Origin of the sequence: Aquiflexum gelatinilyticum (genome assembly GCF_024813435.1) — a bacterium.
Lineage (GTDB): Bacteria > Bacteroidota > Bacteroidia > Cytophagales > Cyclobacteriaceae > Cognataquiflexum > Cognataquiflexum gelatinilyticum.
This window is the reverse complement of the sequence record NZ_JANAEZ010000002.1, coordinates 564957-579730: the sequence shown is the minus strand read 5'-3', so window position 1 is coordinate 579730 and position 14774 is coordinate 564957. Positions and strand designations below refer to the sequence as shown.

26 protein-coding genes are annotated in these 14774 nt (G+C 38.0%); 3 read left to right on the top strand and 23 right to left on the bottom strand.

From position 1 onward, the window contains the following. The first annotated feature begins 8 nt into the window (after nt 1-8). From NK987_RS07100 to NK987_RS07090, 3 genes are all read left to right on the top strand, one after another. Nucleotides 9-716: a gluconate 2-dehydrogenase subunit 3 family protein gene (locus NK987_RS07100; protein ID WP_259263265.1), complete on the top strand. Its 708-nt coding sequence runs from the start codon at nt 9-11 to the stop codon at nt 714-716. A 211-nt stretch (nt 717-927) separates the two neighbouring features. Beyond that, complete coding sequence (locus tag NK987_RS07095; protein WP_259263264.1) at nt 928-1488, top strand: hypothetical protein; 561 nt, start codon at nt 928-930, stop codon at nt 1486-1488. A 42-nt stretch (nt 1489-1530) separates the two neighbouring features. Then, nucleotides 1531-2193 (top strand): PorT family protein, encoded by a 663-nt coding sequence (locus tag NK987_RS07090; protein ID WP_259263263.1) that lies wholly within the window; start codon nt 1531-1533, stop codon nt 2191-2193. A gap of 95 nt (nt 2194-2288) precedes the next feature. Here the strand turns inward: NK987_RS07090 and eno are convergent, their stop codons facing one another. The 23 genes from eno to rpmC all read right to left on the bottom strand — a co-directional run bounded on the left by eno (nt 2289) and on the right by rpmC (nt 14774). After that, the gene (gene eno / locus NK987_RS07085) at nt 2289-3572 is read right to left on the bottom strand and encodes a phosphopyruvate hydratase (protein WP_259263262.1); all 1284 of its coding nucleotides are present in this window, start codon (nt 3570-3572) and stop codon (nt 2289-2291) included. A 21-nt stretch (nt 3573-3593) separates the two neighbouring features. After that, a complete protein-coding gene (carA, locus tag NK987_RS07080; protein ID WP_259263261.1) occupies nt 3594-4691 on the bottom strand; it encodes a glutamine-hydrolyzing carbamoyl-phosphate synthase small subunit in 1098 nt (365 codons plus the stop codon). Nucleotides 4692-4818: 127 nt separating this feature from the next. Further along, on the bottom strand, nt 4819-5313 hold the full coding sequence (rplQ, locus tag NK987_RS07075) for a 50S ribosomal protein L17 (RefSeq protein ID WP_258422810.1): 495 nt from the start codon (nt 5311-5313) through the stop codon (nt 4819-4821). 6 nt (nt 5314-5319) lie between these two features. Continuing rightward, a complete protein-coding gene (locus NK987_RS07070) occupies nt 5320-6309 on the bottom strand; it encodes a DNA-directed RNA polymerase subunit alpha (RefSeq protein ID WP_258422811.1) in 990 nt (329 codons plus the stop codon). 30 nt (nt 6310-6339) lie between these two features. Further along, nucleotides 6340-6942, bottom strand: a complete 603-nt coding sequence (rpsD, locus tag NK987_RS07065) for a 30S ribosomal protein S4 (RefSeq protein WP_258422812.1) — start codon at nt 6940-6942, stop codon at nt 6340-6342. A gap of 20 nt (nt 6943-6962) precedes the next feature. After that, on the bottom strand, nt 6963-7361 hold the full coding sequence (gene rpsK, locus NK987_RS07060) for a 30S ribosomal protein S11 (protein ID WP_084118500.1): 399 nt from the start codon (nt 7359-7361) through the stop codon (nt 6963-6965). Between the two features lie 15 nt (nt 7362-7376). Further along, complete coding sequence (gene rpsM, locus NK987_RS07055; RefSeq protein ID WP_241127457.1) at nt 7377-7754, bottom strand: 30S ribosomal protein S13; 378 nt, start codon at nt 7752-7754, stop codon at nt 7377-7379. 5 nt (nt 7755-7759) lie between these two features. Next, nucleotides 7760-7876 carry a 50S ribosomal protein L36 gene (gene rpmJ / locus NK987_RS07050; protein WP_014772314.1) on the bottom strand — a complete coding sequence of 39 codons (117 nt, stop codon included), beginning with the start codon at nt 7874-7876 and terminating at the stop codon, nt 7760-7762. Between the two features lie 6 nt (nt 7877-7882). Beyond that, nucleotides 7883-8101 (bottom strand): translation initiation factor IF-1, encoded by a 219-nt coding sequence (gene infA / locus NK987_RS07045; RefSeq protein WP_009034195.1) that lies wholly within the window; start codon nt 8099-8101, stop codon nt 7883-7885. 2 nt (nt 8102-8103) lie between these two features. Next, the gene (gene map / locus NK987_RS07040; RefSeq protein WP_259263260.1) at nt 8104-8877 is read right to left on the bottom strand and encodes a type I methionyl aminopeptidase; all 774 of its coding nucleotides are present in this window, start codon (nt 8875-8877) and stop codon (nt 8104-8106) included. Further along, nucleotides 8874-10196, bottom strand: coding sequence for a preprotein translocase subunit SecY (gene secY / locus NK987_RS07035; RefSeq protein WP_258422814.1), 1323 nt, complete (start codon nt 10194-10196; stop codon nt 8874-8876). Before secY ends, map begins: the two co-directional genes overlap by 4 nt. Nucleotides 10197-10200: 4 nt before the next feature. Then, on the bottom strand, nt 10201-10647 hold the full coding sequence (gene rplO, locus NK987_RS07030) for a 50S ribosomal protein L15 (RefSeq protein ID WP_258422815.1): 447 nt from the start codon (nt 10645-10647) through the stop codon (nt 10201-10203). A 2-nt stretch (nt 10648-10649) separates the two neighbouring features. Continuing rightward, nucleotides 10650-10829 carry a 50S ribosomal protein L30 gene (gene rpmD / locus NK987_RS07025; RefSeq protein WP_258422816.1) on the bottom strand — a complete coding sequence of 60 codons (180 nt, stop codon included), beginning with the start codon at nt 10827-10829 and terminating at the stop codon, nt 10650-10652. Between the two features lie 5 nt (nt 10830-10834). After that, nucleotides 10835-11353, bottom strand: coding sequence for a 30S ribosomal protein S5 (gene rpsE, locus NK987_RS07020; protein WP_113924118.1), 519 nt, complete (start codon nt 11351-11353; stop codon nt 10835-10837). An 8-nt stretch (nt 11354-11361) separates the two neighbouring features. Further along, a complete protein-coding gene (rplR, locus tag NK987_RS07015; protein ID WP_259263259.1) occupies nt 11362-11712 on the bottom strand; it encodes a 50S ribosomal protein L18 in 351 nt (116 codons plus the stop codon). A 5-nt stretch (nt 11713-11717) separates the two neighbouring features. Further along, nucleotides 11718-12275, bottom strand: a complete 558-nt coding sequence (rplF, locus tag NK987_RS07010; RefSeq protein WP_259263258.1) for a 50S ribosomal protein L6 — start codon at nt 12273-12275, stop codon at nt 11718-11720. A gap of 9 nt (nt 12276-12284) precedes the next feature. Next, nucleotides 12285-12680 (bottom strand): 30S ribosomal protein S8, encoded by a 396-nt coding sequence (gene rpsH, locus NK987_RS07005; protein WP_258422819.1) that lies wholly within the window; start codon nt 12678-12680, stop codon nt 12285-12287. Nucleotides 12681-12765: 85 nt separating this feature from the next. Next, on the bottom strand, nt 12766-13035 hold the full coding sequence (gene rpsN, locus NK987_RS07000) for a 30S ribosomal protein S14 (protein WP_241127440.1): 270 nt from the start codon (nt 13033-13035) through the stop codon (nt 12766-12768). A gap of 8 nt (nt 13036-13043) precedes the next feature. Beyond that, the gene (gene rplE / locus NK987_RS06995) at nt 13044-13598 is read right to left on the bottom strand and encodes a 50S ribosomal protein L5 (RefSeq protein WP_258422820.1); all 555 of its coding nucleotides are present in this window, start codon (nt 13596-13598) and stop codon (nt 13044-13046) included. Beyond that, complete coding sequence (gene rplX, locus NK987_RS06990; protein ID WP_259263257.1) at nt 13591-13935, bottom strand: 50S ribosomal protein L24; 345 nt, start codon at nt 13933-13935, stop codon at nt 13591-13593. The genes rplE and rplX overlap by 8 nt, the downstream gene beginning before the upstream one ends. 2 nt (nt 13936-13937) lie before the next feature. Then, entirely contained in the window at nt 13938-14306 is a 369-nt protein-coding gene (rplN, locus tag NK987_RS06985) for a 50S ribosomal protein L14 (protein WP_009183371.1), read from the bottom strand. Nucleotides 14307-14308: 2 nt separating this feature from the next. Next, on the bottom strand, nt 14309-14572 hold the full coding sequence (gene rpsQ, locus NK987_RS06980) for a 30S ribosomal protein S17 (protein ID WP_258422822.1): 264 nt from the start codon (nt 14570-14572) through the stop codon (nt 14309-14311). 7 nt (nt 14573-14579) lie between these two features. Next, nucleotides 14580-14774, bottom strand: coding sequence for a 50S ribosomal protein L29 (rpmC, locus tag NK987_RS06975; protein ID WP_259263256.1), 195 nt, complete (start codon nt 14772-14774; stop codon nt 14580-14582).

The window sequence follows — 14774 nt, the reverse complement described above, 5'->3', positions numbered from 1 at the left end:
CAGGAGCTATGAATAGAAGAGACAACCTCAAACTCCTTTTTGCCGGGTCATTGGCATCCGGATTCCTTTTGACCAATTGTAAACCGGAGGACAAAGCTGCAGATATGAGTCCGCAGATTTCCGGGGGTACTATGGGAGGAAGAATTGAAGCTGAAAATATCAGAGATCAAAAACTCCTTTCGGAAACCTTCTTTACAGAGGAAGAAAGAAAAAAACTTGATCTCCTGGTGGATATTATTATGCCCGCAGGTGAGGATTCAGGCAGTGCAACTGATGCAGGTGTTCCTGATTTCATTGAATTTATGATGAAAGATTATACTGCCTATCAAACACCGATGCGCGGTGGATTGATGTGGCTGGACCATTATAGCGATGATAATTACGGAAAAAAATTCCTCGAACTTTCAGAAACTGAAAGAATGGAAATCATTGATTTGATCGCTTGGCCTGAAAAAGCAAAACCTGAAATGGAAGGCGGCGTCAAGTTCTTCAACATGCTCAGAAACTTAACTTCAACGGGATATTTCACTTCTGAGATAGGATTCAATTACTTGGGATATGTAGGAAACAGACCAAATGTATGGGATGGTGTTCCTGAGGAAGTCATGAAAAAACATGGCTTTGCCTACGAGGAAAAATACATTCCTCTTTACTTAAAGCCTGAAGAAAGGGCAACAGTCGCTGTTTGGGACGATGAGGGAAATCTGATTGGATAACATTAATTAAACTTTCTTTATTGAATTTCAAAAAAGCCATTGTTTGACAATGGCTTTTTTATTGAAAATCCTGTCTTGAGGAAATCACTTTCCATTTCCATATAATTAAGGTTTAGAAATTGATTTTTAAATTTTTTGAAAAGACAAATTTCTATTAACTAACTTATTTGTGAAATTGATTTTTAACTGTATTTTTCGGAAAAATCATTTTATGAAAAAAGTAAAAATCATTTTACTCTTTAGCCTATTATTTATTCTTAAGAATCCTGTATTTGCTCAGAGCAATTTTTTGTCCGCAAAGATTGTAAATGCTATAGGTGACACAATCCAAGGAGAAATTGATTACAGAAATTGGGATAAAAATCCGAACAAAATCACCTTTAAAAGCCTTGATCAAAAGGAAATACTAGAATTCACCCCGAAAGACATTCAAAGCTTTTTGGTTTCTGATGAAGTATATCTCAGTGCAAGGGTGGAAACCGAGAGGATTGGAAACAATCAATTTGACCAAAGCCCTACCATTGAAACGACCTTAGAAACTGTTTTTTTACAGACTATAATAGCAGGAGAAAAAAGCTTGTTTTTATATAAAAATGAGGCTTCAAGGGAAAATTTCTATATTAAAGATAACGGGGAGTATTATTTACTCAAATACAAGAAATACAACAAAGTGCAAACTGTAAATGGGGCAACCCGAAGCTACACAGCAGAAAACAAATTCTTTCTGGGACAACTTGGGGCATATCTGAATGGTTGTCCTGATATTCAATAAGACATCAATATCACACAATATAAAAAGGAAAGCTTAAGCAGGTTGATCGTCAGGTATAATGAATGTACCGGCACTGAAATCAAATTTGAAAAACCGAAAGAAAAGACACTTACCAAATTTGGGGTTTTGGGAGGGGTATCGATGACTAGTTTATCATTCACAGGGGCCAACCATCCAAATTTGACCGAAGCTGACTATGGTATTTCAATTAACCCGGTCCTTGGTTTATCAGTAGATTTTATTTTCCCAAGAAATATGAGAAAATGGGGATTTTCAAATGAATTAATGTTGGCAGGGTACCAATTCCAAGGAAACAACATAAACGAAATCACCGATTACCTAATAGAGCATTCCGAGACTAAATTTGAATATACCCAAATCAAAATCAACAGCATGCTACAATACAGCATATATTTGAATTCAACTGAGCTATTTTTCCATGGTGGGATGTCCTTTGGATTTGCTGTCAGTGAAACTAATCAGGAGTACATCCAGACTTTTTTTTATCAAACGGTAACATCTGAAACCCGGAAAGCGGTGGACACTTTCAGAGTTGGAGAAATGGGGTTTTTATTTGGAACAGGGATTCGTCTCGGTAAAATATCAGGAGAGATCCGTTATGAAAACGGAAATGGTATGTCTGATATCCCATCATTATCATCTCCTACCAATAAAGTATTTGTATTAATTGGCTACAGATTTTAAAAAACAAAAATTCAGAAATACATCTAGATAGCTTCCATAAAAACAAAAAGCAGCTTTTCAGCTGCTTTTTGTTCAATTTATTTTCAAATAATTTCTCAGGATTTTTTCTTAGGGAAAATGGCAGAATCACCCAATTGCTCTTCAATTCTCAACAATTGGTTATACTTTGCCATCCTATCAGAACGGGAAGCAGAACCGGTCTTGATTTGTCCACAATTGGTCGCAACAGCCAAATCAGCTATTGTAGCATCTTCGGTTTCTCCGGATCTATGAGACATAACGGCAGTAAATCCTGCTTTATGAGCCATAGATACAGCCTTCAAAGTTTCAGTCAGTGTTCCAATCTGATTTACTTTCACCAAAATAGAGTTGGCAGATTTTTCTTTAATACCTCTTTCAAGGAATTTAACATTAGTTACAAAAACATCATCTCCAACCAATTGTACTTTATCACCGATTTTAGCGGTTAGCATCGCCCATCCTGCCCAATCGTCCTCTGAAAAGCCATCTTCTATAGAATCAATCGGATACTTTTGAGTTAACTCTGTCAAGTATTCAACTTGTTCTTCACGGGTTCTTATTTTCCCGTTTGGTCCTTCAAATTTGGTATAATCATATTTCCCATCTTTGTAAAACTCAGTAGCCGCACAATCAAGGGCTATAGTAACATCCTCTCCCGCTTTGTAGCCGGCATTTTTGATTGCATCCAATACACAAGCTAAAGCTTCCTCAGTTCCACCCGAAAAATTCGGAGCAAAACCACCTTCATCACCAACAGCTGTGCTTAATCCTTTATCATGAAGGATTTTTTTCAAATGGTGGAAAATCTCAGCACCCATTCTGATTGCTTCTGAAAAACTTGAAGCACCCACTGGTCTTACCATAAATTCTTGAAAGGCAATCGGTGCATCAGAGTGAGAACCTCCGTTGATGATATTCATCATAGGTACAGGAAGTGTATTGGCATTGACACCGCCAACGTATCTGTATAAGGGCTGACCTGCCTCCATAGCGGCAGCTTTAGCTACTGCAAGCGAAACACCGAGGATTGCATTTGCACCAAGTTTGCCTTTGGTAGGCGTTCCATCCAAATCAATCATGATTTGATCTATGAAATTTTGCTCAAAAACACTCATTCCAAGAAGTTCCGGAGCGATGACATCATTTACGTTGGAAACAGCCTTCAAAACACCTTTTCCAAGGTACTTACTTTTATCTCCATCGCGAAGTTCTACTGCTTCATTTATACCCGTTGAGGCGCCACTCGGAACTGCCGCCCTTCCAAAAGCTCCGGTTTCGGTATATACATCCACCTCAATTGTAGGATTTCCTCGGGAATCTAAAATTTGTCTTGCATGAATCGATTGAATCAATGTCATAATGTTAAAGGTTTAAGAGTTTTAATTTTTATTGATTAAAGAGATAAAATCATCAAATAGATATCTTGAATCATGTGGTCCGGGTGAGGACTCAGGATGATATTGTACCGAAAAAGCAGGTTTATTCGTTAATTTAATCCCTGCTACGGTATTGTCATTGAGGTGAACATGGGTCATTTCTACGATATCGCTTTTTTCAACATCCTCTCTATTGACCACAAATCCGTGATTTTGGGAAGTGATTTCACTTTTACCGGTTTGAAGGTTTTTAATTGGATGGTTCAATCCTCTATGACCATGGTGCATTTTATAGGTTGAAATACCACAGGCTTCAGCAAGGATCTGATGCCCAAGACAAATCCCAAACAACGGTTTATTTGTATCCAAAATGTCTTTGGTTGTTTTAACCGCGTATTCCATTACAGCAGGGTCACCAGGACCATTAGAAAGAAAATACCCATCAGGATTCCATTTTTCCATTTCAGCTAAAGATGTTTTTGCCGGAAAAACTTTACAGTAAACCCCACGGTCAGCTAGGTTCCTAAGAATATTTCTTTTGATGCCAAAATCAAGACACGCGACTTTGATGGCTGAAGATTCTTCACCAAAAAAATAAGGAACACCTGTGGACACTTGAGATGAAAGTTCCAATCCATTCATGTCCGGAACTAGATTCAATTCAGCTTTAAGACCTGCTAAATCGTCCTCAAATTCGGAGCTGATAATGGCATTCATAGCGCCTTTGGAACGGAGATGCCTTACAAGTTTCCTTGTGTCTATATCTGCAATACCGGTTATTCCATATTTTACTAGGTAATCTTGCAATGAACCGTTGGCGTCCAGTCTACTAAAAATTTCAGAAAAACTATTTACTACAATACCCGCAATTGTAGGATGGTCTGATTCGACTTCCGAATCTATGACACCATAATTTCCGATATGAGAGGTTGTGGTGACAACTATTTGCCCGGTATATGATGGGTCGGTGTAGATCTCCTGATACCCGGTCATTCCTGTGTTAAAACAAATTTCACCGCCGTTGGTACCTTTTCTTCCAATGAGAGATCCATGGAAAATAGTACCATCAGCCAAAAGAAGAGTTGCTTTTTGTTTGTTCATCGTTATTTTTTGGACTTGTCAAAGTTAAGGATTTTTGGAGTATTAGCCTTGGTAATTTAAACAGGAAATAAAAAAAGGGATTGAACCAAAGTCCAATCCCCTTATATTTAGAATTTCCTGACATGAATTATTCACCAGTATTTTCTTCTTTGGTTTCATCAGCTTTAGCTGCAGGTGCATCCACAGAATCAGTAGCTTTAGGAGTGCTTCTTCTACTTCTTCTTGTAGTCTTTTTAGCAGGCTGAGCGTCTTTCAACATCAATTCGTTGAAATCCACCAATTCAATGATACACATCTCTGCATTATCACCAAGTCGGAAGTTTGTTTTGATGATTCTTGTGTAACCACCTGTTCTAGTTCCAACTTTTTCTACAACATCTCCAAACAAGGCTTTGATACCTTCTTTGTTTTGAAGGTAGGAAAATACTATCCTTCGGTTATGGGTTGTATCTTCTTTTGCTCTGGTAATCAGAGGCTCTACATATTTTCTTAGCTCCTTTGCCTTGGCAAGCGTAGTAGAAATACGCTTATGAAGAATCAGGGAAGTTGCCATATTTGAAAGCATTGCCTTCCTATGACTGGCTGTCCTGCCAAGGTGGTTGAATTTCTTACCGTGTCTCATTTTAAATTATTCTTCATCAAGTTTATACTTAGACAAATCCATTCCAAAGGTCAGGCTCTTTTCCTGAATCAATTGCTCTAATTCTGCAAGTGATTTTTTTCCAAAATTTCTGAACTTCATCATATCTGAAATCTCCAGTTTAGCAAGATCACCTAGTGTTCTCACATCTGCAGCTTTCAGGCAGTTGAATGCCCTAACAGAAAGGTCCAAATCACTCAAAGGAGTTTTAAGGAGTTTTCTCATGTGAAGGAATTCTTCATCGATTGGTTCTGGTTCAGAAACACCTGTTGAATCCAAGACCATGGTTTGGTCAGAAAACAACATGAAATGTTGGATAAGGATTTTAGCTGATTCTTGAAGTGCTTTTTCTGGATGGATGGAACCGTCAGTAGTCACTTCCAAGATTAACTTTTCAAAGTCAGTCTTTTGTTCAACCCTGGTGTTTTCCACGCTATATTTCACATTCTTAATAGGTGTGAAAATGGCATCGATTGGAATTACTCCGAAGATCTGCTCTTTTGGTTTAGATTCTTCAGCAGGAAGATAACCCCTGCCTTTTTCAACTGTCAATTCAATTTCGAAACTCTTTTTGTCATCAAGATGACAGATAATCAGCTCCGGGTTCAATACTTCGAAAGAAGAAGTGAACTTGGCGATATCTCCTGCAGTGAAAACAGACTGGTTTTTAACCTCAACAGTGATTTTTCCGTCGATAGAATCGTGGACTTTTTTAAATCTAACTTGTTTGAGGTTCAGAATGATATCAGTCACATCTTCAACAACGCCCTCGATTGTAGAAAATTCATGTACTACCCCAGGAAGCTTCACAGAAGTGATCGCATAACCTTCCAATGAGGATAAAAGTATTCTCCTCAAGGCATTACCGATGGTGACCCCGTAGCCCTTTTCAAGAGGCTTGAAGGTGAATAGACCGTGAAAATCATCGGCTTTTTCCATTACCACTTTCTCGGGCATTTGAAATGCTAATATGGACATATCAATAGTTCTGTTTAAGTCTGAAAGTAATTATTTAGAGTAAAGTTCGACGATCAACTGTTCCTTGATATTCTCAGGAATATCATCTCTGCTTGGAATCGATACAAACTTACCTGCCAAAGAGGTATTATCCCACTCTAGCCAAGAATAACGCGAACTTCTACCTGCAAGGCTATTAGTAATAGCTTCTAGAGATTTTGATCGCTCTCTAACAGAAACTACATCACCCGGCTTTAGGGTATAAGATGGAATATTGACTAGTTCACCATTGACGAGAATATGCTTGTGAGAGACAAGTTGTCTTGCTCCCCTTCTCGTAGGGGCGATACCTAATCTATAAACTGTATTGTCTAATCTTGATTCTAGCAACTGAAGAAGGTTTTCACCAGTAATACCTTGTTTTCTTGAAGCAATATCAAACATTTTTGCAAACTGTCTTTCCAATACACCATAGATGTATTTAGCTTTCTGCTTTTCAGCAAGCTGAATAGCATATTCAGATTGTTTTTTTCTTCTACCTCTTCCGTGCATTCCCGGAGGGTAATTTTTCTTTTGGAGAGCTTTGCTATATCCTTCGATAGGCTCACCGAATCTTCTGGCTATCTTTGCCTTTGGACCTGTATATCTTGCCATTATATATCTTCTTTAAGAAATTATACTCTTCTACGTTTTGGAGGACGACATCCATTGTGTGGTAGTGGGGTCACATCCACGATGGTGGTTACATCTAATCCTACATTTTGCAAAGTTCTGATTGCAGACTCACGTCCTGCACCTGGTCCTTTTACAAAAACCTCAATTTTTCTCAATCCAAGGTCATATGCAACTTGTCCGCAATTTTGAGCGGCCATTTGTGCTGCATAAGGAGTGTTCTTTTTTGAGCCTCTGAATCCCATTTTACCGGCAGAAGCCCAAGAGATCACTTGACCAGAATTATTGGTAATAGAGATGATGATGTTGTTAAAAGAAGCTTTGATGTGCACTTGCCCAACCGCCTCAACTTTAACTACTCTTTTTTTACCTTTAGCTTTATCGTTTCTTTTCTGAGCCATAATCTAATTCAAGATTTATTTAGTTGCTTTTTTCTTATTAGCAACAGTCTTTCTCTTACCTTTTCTTGTTCTCGCGTTATTTTTGGTTTTTTGACCACGGACAGGTAAACCTTTTCTATGCCTCAAACCTCTATAACAACCAATATCCATCAATCTTTTGATGTTTAATTGGATCTCAGACTTCAAAGCGCCTTCGGTTCTGAATTCCTCAGCAATTATTGTTCTGATAGCGGTTGATTCATCATCATCCCACTCACCTGCTTTCTTGTCAAAAGAAATTCCCGCTTTGTTCAGGATAGATCTCGCTGAGCTCCTACCGATTCCGAAGATGTAGGTCAAGCCGATCTCACCACGCTTGTTGTCTGGTATGTCAACACCTGCAATTCTTGCCATAATGATTAACCTTGTCTTTGTTTAAACTTAGGATTCTTCTTGTTGATTACATAAAGTTTTCCATTTCTTCTGATAACTTTACAATCAACACTTCTTTTTTTGATTGATGCCTTTACTTTCATGACATTTTATTTGTATCTGTAAACGATTCTACCTTTTGAAAGATCATATGGAGAAAGTTCTAATTTCACTTTGTCTCCAGGAAGGATCTTGATATAATTCATTCTCATTTTACCTGAAATATGTGCAATCAACTGATGACCATTTTCAAGTTCCACTTTAAACATTGCATTAGACAATGCTTCTACTATTGTACCATCTTGCTCTATCGATGTCTGTTTAGCCATATTTAGAATTTGAAATTTTCTTCTATGTATTGATGTGTAGTTAAAATTTCCGTTCTATCCTCAAATATTGCTACAGTATGCTCGTAATGAGCAGACTGCTTCCTATCTGCCGTTCTGATAGTCCATCCATCTCTTTCTTGAACAATATTCCTGGTACCCAGATTAACCATCGGTTCGATGGCTAAAACCATACCTGCCTTAAGAAGAGGTCCACTTCCTTTTTTTCCATAATTAGGAACTTCAGGAGCTTCATGGAGGCTTTTGCCCAAACCATGACCTACCAATTCTCTAACAACAGTGTAGCCTTTTGCCTCTACAAATTTTTGAATAGAGAATCCTATGTCACCAATTCTATTGCCAAATACGGCTTTTTCAATACCTAAATATAAAGAGTCCTTCGTTGCTTTGAGCAATGACAATACTTGGGGAGAAACTTCACCGACAGGGTAAGTATAAGCGCTATCGCTATGAAAACCTTGGTGAAAGACTCCACAATCTACTGAGATTATATCGCCATCTTTCAAAACATAACTACCGGGAAAACCATGTACCACTACCTCATTGACTGAGATACATAGAGAAGATGGAAATCCATTGTAGCCTTTAAAGGAAGGTATACCGTTATTATCACGAATATACTCCTCTGCTATTTTGTCAAGAAAAGAGGTCTTTACCCCTTCTTTAATATGTTTGGCCACTTCACCGTGGGCCTTTCCTAAAATTTGAGCACCTTGTTTGATTATTTGAACTTCCTCAGAAGTTTTATAATGAATCATACTGCTGCAGCGTAATTAGTAGGATTATTTTTCATATTTCCACTCTTCATCATTCCTTCATAGTGCCTCATCAACAAATAACTTTCTATCTGTCTTAGAGTATCCATAATGACACCTACCATGATTAAAAGGGAAGTGCCACCATAGAATTGAGCAAATTCACCACCAACTCCTGCAATGATTGCGAAAGCAGGAAGTATAGCTATTATGGAGAGGAGCAATGATCCAGGAAGCGTGATTCTTGAGATTATATTGTCTATAAAATCTGATGTAGGAGCTCCAGGTTTGATACCAGGTACAAATCCTCCATTTCTCTTAAGGTCTTCAGCAATTTGTTCAGGATTAACTGTGATTGCTGTATAAAAGAACGTAAAGAGAATAATCATGGTAGCAAATACAAGGTTATATTGCCATGAGGTGAAATCACTGAATGTACTGCCGATATAATTGGCTATGTCACTTTCAGAAGACCAAATTTGAGCAATAAGAGCCGGTAAAAACATCAGAGATTGAGCGAAAATGATAGGCATAACTCCAGAGGCATTTACCTTAATTGGTATATACTGTCTTTGTCCGCCATAAACCTTTCCACCAACAACCTGTTTTGCATATTGAACCGGAATTCTTCTTGTGGCTTCAGTCATAGCAACGACGCCAAGAACAACAAAGAACAATACTGCAGCTTCTATCAAGAGCAAGAGCATCCCTGAAGTACCTTTAGATAAAACCTCTGCAATGATTGCACCGGGAAATCTCGAAATAATACCAATCATAATTAACATTGATATACCATTTCCAATTCCTTTTTCGGTAATCTTCTCCCCAAGCCACATACAAAACATGGTGCCGGCTGTAAGAAGTACAAGAGAACTGAACATGAAGAGGGTAGTCGATACCATTACCGCCCCTGTTGGGAGGATTGTAGCAGTAATATAGCCCACACCTTGGGCAATGGTAATCAAAATTGTGAGAACCCTAGTAAATTGATTGATTCTTTTCCTACCAGATTCACCTTCTTTTTGAAGTTTTTGAAAATAGGGAACTCCAACAGTCAATAACTGTAGCACAATTGAAGCGGAGATATATGGCATGATACCTAGCCCAAAGATAGAAGCATTGCTGAATGCTCCACCTAAGAAAGTATCTATCAAACCAAAAATACCTTCCGGAGCATCACCTAGTTTAGAAGGATCTACACCAGGCAATACAATAAAGGACCCTAATCTAAATACAACTAGGAACCCAATTGTATTTAGTATCCTGATCCTTAGATCTTCAATAGAAAAGATATTCTTAACTGTTGAGATAAACTTTTTCATTTATTTAAAGCTTGTTTACTGTTCCGCCAACTTTTTCAATAGCTTCCACAGCAGAAGCAGAGAATAAGTGTGCACTTACATTTAATTTAGCTGTAAGTTCGCCTCTACCTAACACTTTTACAACATCTTTTTTTGAAACCAATCCATGTTCTACCAAAGTATCAAATGAAATAGTATTCAAGTTGAATTCAGTAGCCAGACTTTGGATTACATCCAAGTTGATCGGCTTATGAACAGTAGTGTTAAGACTTTTGAACCCAAACTTTGGAACCCTTCTTTGAAGTGGCATTTGACCACCTTCGAATCCAAGCTTTGATTTATAACCTGACCTTGATTTGGCACCTTTGTGACCTCTTGTTGAGGTCCCACCTTTTCCTGATCCAGTTCCTCGTCCGATTCTTTTACTTGATTTAATCGAGCCTTCTGCCGGTTTTAATGTATGTAATTTCATAATTAAGCTTCCTCCACTTTTACAAGGTGACTAACTTTTCTAACCATTCCAACAATTGCAGGATTGCTTTCAATCTCTACAGATTTGTTGATCTTACCAAGTCCAAGCGCCACAATAGTTGCTTTTTGGTCCTTAGGTCTCTTTATGGTACTTTTTGTCTGAGTAATCTTGATCTTTCCCATTTTGATTAACCGTTAAAGACTTTAGACATTTTAACTCCTCTTTGCTGAGAAACTGCAATAGCATCTCTTAACTGTACTAAGGCATCAATAGTAGCTTTAACCACGTTATGTGGGTTAGAAGAACCTTTTGATTTGGCCAAAACGTCAGTTACCCCTGCACTTTCTAGTACTGCACGCATCGCACCACCTGCGATTACACCTGTACCAGCGGCAGCAGGTTTTATTAGGACAAAACCACCACCGAATTTTCCTAATTGTTCGTGAGGAATAGTACCTTTCAATACCGGAACCCTTACAAGGTTCTTCTTTGCGTCTTCAATTCCTTTAGTGATAGCATCTGTTACTTCATTGGCTTTGCCAAGTCCATATCCTACAACACCAGCTCCATCTCCCACAACAACTATAGCAGAGAACGAAAATCTCCTACCACCTTTTACTACTTTAGCAACACGGTTGATAGCAACAACTTTCTCTTTTAATTCAGTATCTGTTGCCCTAATTGGTTTTCTTTTTACCTGAGACATAATATCTATTAAAATTTAAGGCCACCTTCCCTTGCACCATCAGCAAGAGCTTTAACATTTCCATGATATAAATAACCACTTCTGTCAAAAACAACATCAGTGACTCCATTCGCAACAGCTCTTTCAGCTAACTTCTTACCCACCTCTTTTGAAACAGATACATTAGCATTTTTTACTGAACCGAGTTCTTTGGAAGATGCCTGAACAAGTGTATGGCCTTTAAGGTCATCTACAAGTTGGGCATAAATTCCAGTATTACTTTTAAATACAGACAGACGAGGTCTAGAATCAGTACCCGAAATCTTTCTTCTGATACTTTTTTTGATTCTAATTCTTCTTAAATTCTTATTAAAGGCCATATCAATTATTTTTTACCGGCAGTTTTACCAGCCTTACGTCTAACAATTTCACCGACAAAACGTACACCCTTGCCTTTATAAGGCTCAACTTTACGCAAAGATTTAATTTTGGCTGCAATTTGGCCAACCAATTCTTTATCTATCCCTTCTAATGTAATGACAGGATTTTTACCCTTAGGAGTCTCAGTCTTTAGAGCAACTGATTCTGGAAGCGCAAAAAAGATATTGTGTGAATAACCTAGGGAAAGTTCAAGAACCTGACCTTGGTTAGACGCCTTATAACCCACCCCAACAAGCTCAAGGTCTTTTTTGTAACCTTCGGATACACCTAAAACCATGTTGTTGATTAGAGACCTATATAGGCCATGGAGCGACTTATGTCTTTTTGAATCTGTAGGTCTTTCTAGGATAATTTCCTTACCCTCAACCTTTACAGCAATGTCGGGATTCACATCCCTACTTAGAACACCTTTGGGACCTTTAACAGTAACAACATTAAATGCAGTTACGTCTACAGTAACACCCGTAGGTATATTTATTGGTTTTTTACCTATTCTAGACATGACGGTATATTAATAAACGTAGCAAAGTACTTCTCCTCCCACACCTTCTGTACGGGCTTCTTTATCAGTCATTACACCTTTGGAAGTGGAAAGGATGGCGATTCCCAAGCCATTGATGACTCTAGGAAGATCTTCATGTTTTACATATTTTCTAAGACCAGGCTTACTAACTCGGCTTAGGCTTACGATGGCATTTTGCTTTGTTGATGGATTATATTTCAAAGCTATTTTGATGACCCCTTGAGGTCCATTTTCTTCAAATTTATAGTTTTGAATATAACCTTTATCATGAAGCACCTTCGTGATTTCCTTCTTAATGTTAGAAGCAGGCATCTCAACGATTCTATGAGCAGCCTTGATGGCATTTCTCAATCTTGTCAGATAATCAGCTATTGGATCAGTCATAATTATATAAGTCTAACTGCACTTTCCCGCTAAGGGAGTGCAAAGTTACACAATGATTTTTAGAATAAAAACTCTTGTTTGATTTTTACCAGCTAGACTTAGTAATTCCAGGGATTTTTCCTGCTGAAGCCATCTCTCTAAAGGTTACCCTATTGATTCCAAACTTCCTCATATAACCCTTTGGGCGACCTGTCAATTTACACCTGTTATGTAGTCTTACTGCTGAAGAATTTTTAGGTAATTTATCCAATCCCGCAAAATCCCCTGCTGCTTTCAAAAGAGCGCGCTTTTTAGCATATTTTGCTACAAGACTTTCTCTTTTACGCTCGCGAGCTTTTAGTGACTCTCTTGCCATAATATTTCTTAATTATTTTTGTTTATAAAAGGCATACCGAAAGCTTTCAACAAAGCGTAGCTTTCTTCATCTGTACTGGCAGTAGTCACAAAAGTGATATCCATTCCTGAAATCTTATTCACTTTTTCGATGCTGATTTCAGGGAAAATAATTTGCTCAGTTACACCCAAAGTATAATTACCTCTTCCATCAAAACCTTTGTCATTGATTCCTTTGAAATCTCTCACCCTAGGTAGGGCAATAGTCATAAGACGGTCAAGGAACTCATACATTTTGTTTCCTCTCAAAGTAACTTTTGCTCCGATTGGCATTCCTTCTCTCAACTTAAAGTTGGAAACTGAAGTTTTTGCTTTTGTTGCAACAGCTTTTTGACCGGTAATCAAAGAAAGTTCTTCAACTCCTTGATCTACAAGTTTTTTATCCGCAACTGCAGCACCAATACCTTTATTGATCACAATTTTGGTCAACTTAGGAACCTCCATTACTGAACTGTACTGAAATTTTTCCTTCAATGCAGGAACTATTTCAGCCATATATCTATCTTTTACTCTTGGATTAGCCATTGATTACCTCCCCAGTTTTCTTAGAATACCTAACTAGTTTACCTTTGTCATTTTCTTTTCTTCCTGTTCTGATAGCTTCCCCTGTTTTAGGATCTATCAGCATAAGATTACTTAAATGCAAAGAAGCCTCTCTTTTTTCGATTCCTCCCTGAGGATTGGAAGCAGTTGGCTTAACGTGCTTGGTTACCATATTGATACCTTCAACTATCGCCCTTCTCTTGGTTGGATCGACAGAAAGTATTTTACCTGATTTGCCTTTATCATCACCAGCCAATACCTTAACGGTATCTCCGGTTTTGACATGCAATTTTGGTTGTTTGTTGAATTTTCTTTCCATGATTACAATACTTCTGGGGCTAAAGACACAATCTTCATAAACTGCTTCTCTCTCAACTCTCTGGCAACAGGTCCGAAAATACGGGTCCCTCTTGGCTCATCATTGTTGTTTAAAAGAACAGCTGCGTTATCCTCAAATCTAATATAAGAACCGTCTTTTCTTCTGATTTCTTTTTTGGTTCTTACGATCACCGCCTTTGAAACGGTTCCTTTTTTCATATTACTTGAAGAAAGTGCAGATTTAACAGTTACGACAACTTTATCACCAATGGAAGCATACCTTTTTTTGGTACCTCCCAATACACGGATTACAAGTACCTCTTTAGCACCTGAATTATCCGCAACACCTAGTCTAGATTCTTGTTGTATCATGATTACTTAGCCCTTTCTATTATTTCAACCAATCTCCAACGCTTATTCTTACTCAGCGGACGAGTTTCACTAATAAGGACAACATCTCCTTCATTAGCTTCATTTTTCTCGTCATGAACCATAAATTTTGTAGTCTTAGCAACAAACTTACCATAGATGGAATGCTTAACTTTCCTTTCTACAGCCACAGTAATGGACTTATCCATTTTGTTGCTCACTACCTTTCCTGTTCTTTCTTTACGAAGATTTCTCTCAGCAGTAGCCATATTGTTATTATTTAGCTAGTTGTTTTGCCTTCAAGGATGTTTTTAATCTCGCGATTAATTTCCTTGATTCTTTTATTTTATTTGGATTCTCAATTGGAGAGATAGCGTGTGCAAAACTCAATTTGGATAAATTGGTCTGCTCAGAGGCTATGCGTTCCATTATTTCACTTTCGGAAAGTGATCTTATTTCTGCGTTTTTCAT

Excerpts from the sequence above, each read along its gene's own strand:
- rpmC (WP_259263256.1), bottom strand. The coding sequence starts at position 14,774 with ATGAAAAACGCAGAAATAAGATCACTTTCCGAAAGTGAAATAATGGAA.
- rplQ (WP_258422810.1), bottom strand. The coding sequence starts at position 5,313 with ATGAGACACGGTAAGAAATTCAACCACCTTGGCAGGACAGCCAGTCAT.
- rpsK (WP_084118500.1), bottom strand. The coding sequence starts at position 7,361 with ATGGCTCAGAAAAGAAACGATAAAGCTAAAGGTAAAAAAAGAGTAGTT.
- rplF (WP_259263258.1), bottom strand. The coding sequence starts at position 12,275 with ATGTCTAGAATAGGTAAAAAACCAATAAATATACCTACGGGTGTTACT.
- rpsN (WP_241127440.1), bottom strand. The coding sequence starts at position 13,035 with ATGGCAAGAGAGTCACTAAAAGCTCGCGAGCGTAAAAGAGAAAGTCTT.
- NK987_RS07070 (WP_258422811.1), bottom strand. The coding sequence starts at position 6,309 with ATGTCCATATTAGCATTTCAAATGCCCGAGAAAGTGGTAATGGAAAAA.
- rpmD (WP_258422816.1), bottom strand. The coding sequence starts at position 10,829 with ATGGGAAAGATCAAGATTACTCAGACAAAAAGTACCATAAAGAGACCT.
- rplE (WP_258422820.1), bottom strand. The coding sequence starts at position 13,598 with ATGGCTAATCCAAGAGTAAAAGATAGATATATGGCTGAAATAGTTCCT.
- rplO (WP_258422815.1), bottom strand. The coding sequence starts at position 10,647 with ATGAAATTACATACATTAAAACCGGCAGAAGGCTCGATTAAATCAAGT.
- infA (WP_009034195.1), bottom strand. The coding sequence starts at position 8,101 with ATGGCTAAACAGACATCGATAGAGCAAGATGGTACAATAGTAGAAGCA.
- map (WP_259263260.1), bottom strand. The coding sequence starts at position 8,877 with ATGATTCATTATAAAACTTCTGAGGAAGTTCAAATAATCAAACAAGGT.
- carA (WP_259263261.1), bottom strand. The coding sequence starts at position 4,691 with ATGAACAAACAAAAAGCAACTCTTCTTTTGGCTGATGGTACTATTTTC.
- rpsQ (WP_258422822.1), bottom strand. The coding sequence starts at position 14,572 with ATGGCTACTGCTGAGAGAAATCTTCGTAAAGAAAGAACAGGAAAGGTA.
- eno (WP_259263262.1), bottom strand. The coding sequence starts at position 3,572 with ATGACATTGATTCAATCGATTCATGCAAGACAAATTTTAGATTCCCGA.
- rpsE (WP_113924118.1), bottom strand. The coding sequence starts at position 11,353 with ATGTCTCAGGTAAAAAGAAAACCAATTAGGGCAACAGATACTGAATTA.
- rplX (WP_259263257.1), bottom strand. The coding sequence starts at position 13,935 with ATGGAAAGAAAATTCAACAAACAACCAAAATTGCATGTCAAAACCGGA.
- secY (WP_258422814.1), bottom strand. The coding sequence starts at position 10,196 with ATGAAAAAGTTTATCTCAACAGTTAAGAATATCTTTTCTATTGAAGAT.
- rpsH (WP_258422819.1), bottom strand. The coding sequence starts at position 12,680 with ATGACTGATCCAATAGCTGATTATCTGACAAGATTGAGAAATGCCATC.
- rplN (WP_009183371.1), bottom strand. The coding sequence starts at position 14,306 with ATGATACAACAAGAATCTAGACTAGGTGTTGCGGATAATTCAGGTGCT.
- rplR (WP_259263259.1), bottom strand. The coding sequence starts at position 11,712 with ATGGCCTTTAATAAGAATTTAAGAAGAATTAGAATCAAAAAAAGTATC.
- NK987_RS07100 (WP_259263265.1), top strand. The coding sequence starts at position 9 with ATGAATAGAAGAGACAACCTCAAACTCCTTTTTGCCGGGTCATTGGCA.
- rpsD (WP_258422812.1), bottom strand. The coding sequence starts at position 6,942 with ATGGCAAGATATACAGGTCCAAAGGCAAAGATAGCCAGAAGATTCGGT.
- rpmJ (WP_014772314.1), bottom strand. The coding sequence starts at position 7,876 with ATGAAAGTAAAGGCATCAATCAAAAAAAGAAGTGTTGATTGTAAAGTT.
- rpsM (WP_241127457.1), bottom strand. The coding sequence starts at position 7,754 with ATGGCAAGAATTGCAGGTGTTGACATACCAGACAACAAGCGTGGTGAG.
- NK987_RS07095 (WP_259263264.1), top strand. The coding sequence starts at position 928 with ATGAAAAAAGTAAAAATCATTTTACTCTTTAGCCTATTATTTATTCTT.